Consider the following 5,615-nt stretch of genomic DNA (forward strand, 5'->3'; position numbering starts at 1 on the left):
GATTCTGACCCGTATTCAAACTAATCACCAGTGTCTTGGACGAGAATCAAAGCGGAGGTGCGAGACGCCAGCGGTCGCGCTCAGTTGATGCGAGAAACCGAAGCGATGATTCCCCAATGTAGTTCACAAAAAGAAGCTGAGCCAGCCGCTGCAATATGAGGAAAGTTTAGCGAGCGGGGATCGTTTTCTTATTTGTTCGTAGGTAACGGCAATCGATTTATCTTCTATTTCTTTTTCAACATTATGGAGTACATGATGGACGAGACTGGGATCATCTGTAAATCCGGAAAGTTCACCATTCCAAAAAAGACTTCTCCGATCGAAATTGGCAGTACCCAAATAGCAGCGATTACGATCAATGACAAAGAGCTTTGAATGGTAAAAGCCTTGATAAAAATGGTAAAGTTTAGCGCCTCTTTGAACAAGTGGTTCAAGATATAGAAATGAAGCTGGTTGAACAAGCGGGTGATCTTTTTTCTGTGGCAATAAAATCGTCACTGCTACGCCATTTTTCATCCGATCAAGGAGCACATTGAGCAGTCTTTTGCTTGGCACAAAATAAGGAGATGCGATAAGAATGGATGTATGAGCACTGCCTAGCTCTTTTGCAAAGCAATCTTCCAGCTGTTTGCCGTCCGTTCCAATTAAAGTCAAGGGACTGGGTCCTTTAGTGACGTTTGGAAAATAAGCATCATTGTTTTGAAGATCTTTCTTTGATGCTTGTGTCCAGTCTTCAATAAACAAGCGCTGAAGGACAGAAACGCTTTCGCCTTCTATTTTCAGGTGATTATCATGCCATGGTCCCATTTTCGGATTACGTCCGATATAATCGCGACTGACATTAAAACCGCCAAAATAGCCGATCTTTCCGTCAATGATCATCAATTTTCGGTGATTGCGGCGATTCAAGAAGTAAAAAGTAAAAGGGAACACTGGCTTTTCTGAGAAGGCAAGCTGCACACCTGCATGAGCCAGCTCAGCTCTTTTTTTTCGTAGCGCGAAGCTGCTCAGTGCGTCGACAAGTAACCGCACTTCGACGCCTTCTTCAGCCTTCTTCTTTAAAAGCTCAAGCCATTCGTTGCCCACTTCATCGGCGATAAATATAAAAAAGGAGAGATGAATGTGGTGCTTGGCACTTTCAATACTTTGCTTCATTTCTCTAAAGAGTTCGTGACCATTTGTGAAATAACGGAATTGGTTGAAGCCTGCAATCGGCTTACGTTCGGAAATCAATGGCCTTTTTACTTTTAATCCTATGCGTATATCAACCAAAATAGCGGCAGAAATGAGAACAACAAGTACAAGAATGATGATGAGCATTGCCGATAAAAAATACATGCAGGATCCCCCGATCAAATGAGACGCGAATTGGCGTCGGTCTTAACTTATAATATATCCCAAATTTGCCGATGTATCGTATGGATTCTCTATTTAGGAGGATTTGTTGCAAACAGATGATAAAATGGAGAATACACAATGAATTTTATGCCAAGACTTGATTTTAATCGGGGAACAGACTATTGTATTTATTGTATAACTTTATAATGAGTCTCAGTGTGCGTTTTGCTAAAGCGCCTCACCAAATAGATTTTTTTGGACAGAGATTTGCGGAATCTTTTTAAGCATGCGGATGTTGTGTTATCGACGAGTATTGATACAAGGAAAGGATGTTTCCATTGACAGAACACGTGGTTGAAAAAGCAAAGGTTGATCAGTTCTATAATATATTGGCACAAGGCAAAGAACCGAAAACCTTCTATGAACTGACCGACTTGGTTTATAAAAAAGGCGAAATTGAGGCGGATGGCGGCGAGTCACTCGCACGTCTCTACACAACTCTGATTCTCGACGGTCGTTTTCTGAGTGTTGGTCACAATCTATGGGCACTTCGCAATTGGTATCCATTGGAACAGCGTGAAGATGATATTGCGAAAACGCTTGGCGACAGCCATCATGAAAAGCATAAGGTAGCAGAAGACGGCTTTGACGATTATGATGATGAAGATGACGAGGATGATTTGGATGTGGACGACACAGACGATGATTCCGATGATGACGACGATTATGAAGACGACGATGTAAAGCGCATTAAGAAGAACGCAATTATTGACGAAGACGATGAATAATTGACTGCTTTTTAACACCGCCGGATGCAGGTCATTTTTTCCTGCAACGTACCCTTGATTCGACCGATTAAGTTTGTTAGAATTGCAAAGGGCGACAAATAGAATCGAATTTTAAAGCAAAAGCGAGCCCTCCGAAAGGGGAGCGTACCGCTTTTGCTTTTTTACAAAAAAAGGCAAGAAAAACCGGTCGAAAATGGTCGAATGTGATCGTAATGAAGACCCCTTGCCGTAATGACTCATCGCTTTACGAGCCACTGAACTTTACCAAGCTTTTTATTGATAAGGGGGAAATCATCAAGGATGACGAAATACATTTTTGTGACCGGAGGCGTTGTTTCGTCTCTCGGAAAAGGAATTACAGCAGCCTCGCTTGGGCGCCTTTTGAAAAATCGCGGACTGAGTGTGACCATTCAGAAATTTGATCCATATATTAACGTGGATCCCGGCACAATGAGCCCGTATCAGCATGGTGAAGTGTTTGTTACTGATGACGGAGCTGAAACAGATCTGGACCTTGGACACTATGAACGGTTCATTGATATCAATTTAAATAAAAACAGCAACGTCACGACAGGAAAGATTTACTCGACGGTTTTAAAAAGAGAGCGGCGAGGCGATTATTTGGGCGGAACGGTTCAAGTCATTCCGCATATTACAAATGAAATTAAAGATCGCGTTTTCCGTGCGGGCAAAACGACAGGAGCCGATGTGGTTATTACTGAAATCGGCGGTACGGTCGGTGACATTGAAAGTTTGCCGTTCCTTGAGGCGATCCGGCAAATCAAGAGCAACGTCGGTGTGGATAATGTTCTCTATATTCACTGCACCCTGATCCCTTATCTAAAGGCAGCCGGCGAGATGAAAACAAAGCCGACACAGCATAGCGTGAAAGAGCTGCGCAGTCTCGGTATTCAGCCGAATGTGATCGTCGTTCGAACTGAACTGCCGATCTCAGAAGAGATGAAGGCGAAGCTCGCACTGTTCTGCGATATTGACAAAGATGCGGTCATTGAAGCAAGGGATGCAGAAACACTTTATCAGGTGCCTTTGCAGTTGCAGGATCAGCACTTGGACGATATCGTCTGCGAGAAATTGCAATTGCCGAACGGCGAAGCGGATATGAGTCAGTGGCATGATCTTGTGGACAAGGTCCTTCATCCGAAAAAACATGTGAAAATCGGATTGGTCGGCAAATATGTAGAGCTTCAGGATGCATATATTTCGGTCGTCGAGGCGCTTAAACACGGCGGCTACAGCTTCGGTACTGAAGTGAAGGTTCAATACATTAATTCCGAAGATTTGCTGCCGGACAATGTAGAGGAACAATTGAAGGATTGCCAAGGCATTATCGTGCCTGGCGGATTCGGTGATCGCGGCATTGAAGGAAAAATTTTGGCGATTCAATACGCACGTGAACACAAGGTTCCGTTCTTCGGAATCTGTCTCGGCATGCAGCTGGCAACCATTGAATTTGCCCGTCATGTTCTGAAATTAAGCGGTGCTGATTCTGCAGAATTCAATCAGGATGCCGAGGAGGCAATCATTGATCTTCTGCCGGAACAAAAGGATATCGAGGATATGGGCGGCACGCTGCGTCTAGGTCTTTATCCATGCAAAATTGTCAAGGATACAAAGGTTTATACGGCTTACAATAAAGAAATCATTTATCAGCGTCATCGCCATCGTTATGAGTTTAATAACCAATACCGTGAACAAATGGCGGAACAAGGCATGGTATTCTCCGGACTCAGCCCGGATAACCATCTTGTTGAAATGATCGAACTGAAGGATCATCCGTGGTTTGTCGCGTGTCAATTCCATCCGGAATTCAAATCGCGTCCGACCCGTCCGGAACCGCTGTTCCATGACTTTATCAAGGCTTCTTTGGAAAATGAAAAATAACATAAGATAAAATGAAAAATTGGCTGCCCCGTAAAAAACGGGGCAGCTTTTTTACATAAATGCAGTTGCAATCCGCTTCAATGTGGTCGAAACGGATCAAGACTAATTAAAAGAAGGAAAAAGCAGTTTCATAAAGAAATGATATATAAAACCGTTAATGAAATGAATGAACGAAGGAGGGCATTGTAATGAGTAAACAAGACGCAGTATACGCTTCAAAAAATGTAAATGAAATTATGGTTGTTGATGATCAGCCAGGCATTCGAATGCTCCTGCGAGAAGTATTTAAGCAAACGGACTACCAAATTGTGACTGCGGCGAATGGCGAACAGGCACTGGAACTACTGAAAAAAGAGGATTTGCAGCTGGTTTTGCTGGACATGAAAATTCCGAGGATGAATGGCCTGGAAATTTTGCACAAAATAAAGGATCTAAAACCGGAAGTGAAAGTAATCATTATGACTGCTTATGGCGAAAATACGATGGTTCAGGAGGCATTGAGGAGCGGTGCAGTCGCCCATTTTACCAAACCGTTTGATCTCCATGAACTTATCGCTACGGTTGAAAAAGAATGTCCAAATCGCAATTAGGGAGTCTGAAGCAGGCAAGCCCTCAAGACAGTCGTACACACAGACATAAATGATTGGTTATGCTATAATGCTAACAGAATCGTTTATTTCGAACGGCATCCTCATCATTGTTCACTTTATTTTTTATTAAATAAAGATCATTTCTTTCACTCTGTACATATAATGATTTTGTCCGTTTGTTTTCACGCATAAGTTTCCAATAGGCACTTTTTAAAATGATGTAAAAGGAAAAGGAAGTATTCTGACCATGGATAAATTACTTATTGAAGGCGGCACACGTTTAAATGGAACCGTTCAAATAAGCGGTGCAAAAAATAGTGCTGTCGCATTAATTCCGGCCACCATTCTTGCTGATTCACCGGTCACTATTGACCAGCTTCCCGATATTTCTGATGTGCGCACGCTATGCAAGCTCTTGCGTGAGATTGGCGGAACGGTATCCTTTGAAGACCATACGTTTACTGTCGATCCGAGGAAGATGGTGGACATGCCGTTGCCGAACGGCTCGGTAAAACGATTACGTGCTTCTTACTATTTGATGGGAGCCATGCTCGGCAGATTTCACAAAGCGGTGATCGGTCTTCCCGGCGGATGCAATTTGGGTCCGCGTCCTATTGATCAGCATATTAAAGGATTTGAAGCGCTCGGAGCGAAGGTAACAAACGAACGCGGTGCTATTTATTTGCGTGCAGAATCCTTACATGGTGCGCGTATCTACCTTGATGTTGTCAGTGTCGGTGCGACGATCAATATTATGCTGGCCGCAGTCAAGGCTGAAGGGCAGACGATCATTGAGAATGCGGCAAAAGAACCGGAAATTATTGATGTAGCAACGCTTCTGACCAGCATGGGTGCAAAAATCAAAGGGGCAGGCACAGATGTGATTCGTGTTGAAGGCGTGCAGGAACTGCATGGATGTAGGCATATGATCATTCCGGATCGCATTGAAGCAGGGACATTCATGATTATCGGTGCTGCAGGGGCCGATCATTTGTTG

5 protein-coding genes are annotated in these 5,615 nt (G+C 43.5%); 4 read left to right on the forward strand and 1 reads right to left on the reverse strand.

Features of this window, described 5'->3' with window-relative positions:
* Nucleotides 1-123: 123 nt before the first annotated feature.
* On the reverse strand, nucleotides 124-1,338 hold the full coding sequence (locus AC1MBV_RS17170; RefSeq protein WP_255748770.1) for a phospholipase D-like domain-containing protein: 1,215 nt from the start codon (nucleotides 1,336-1,338) through the stop codon (nucleotides 124-126).
* A gap of 329 nt (nucleotides 1,339-1,667) precedes the next feature.
* Between AC1MBV_RS17170 and rpoE the strand changes: the two genes are divergently transcribed.
* The 4 genes from rpoE to AC1MBV_RS17190 form a co-directional block, all read left to right on the forward strand.
* The gene (gene rpoE / locus AC1MBV_RS17175; RefSeq protein ID WP_255748771.1) at nucleotides 1,668-2,126 is read left to right on the forward strand and encodes a DNA-directed RNA polymerase subunit delta; all 459 of its coding nucleotides are present in this window, start codon (nucleotides 1,668-1,670) and stop codon (nucleotides 2,124-2,126) included.
* Nucleotides 2,127-2,426: 300 nt separating this feature from the next.
* A complete protein-coding gene (locus AC1MBV_RS17180; protein WP_255748772.1) occupies nucleotides 2,427-4,028 on the forward strand; it encodes a CTP synthase in 1,602 nt (533 codons plus the stop codon).
* 188 nt (nucleotides 4,029-4,216) lie between these two features.
* Entirely contained in the window at nucleotides 4,217-4,618 is a 402-nt protein-coding gene (locus AC1MBV_RS17185) for a response regulator (protein WP_480948864.1), read from the forward strand.
* Nucleotides 4,619-4,865: 247 nt separating this feature from the next.
* Nucleotides 4,866-5,615: UDP-N-acetylglucosamine 1-carboxyvinyltransferase (locus AC1MBV_RS17190; RefSeq protein WP_480948865.1), on the forward strand; the 750-nt coding region annotated here is incomplete at its 3' end.

Source organism: Sporolactobacillus sp. PKPK-6, assembly GCF_056678885.1.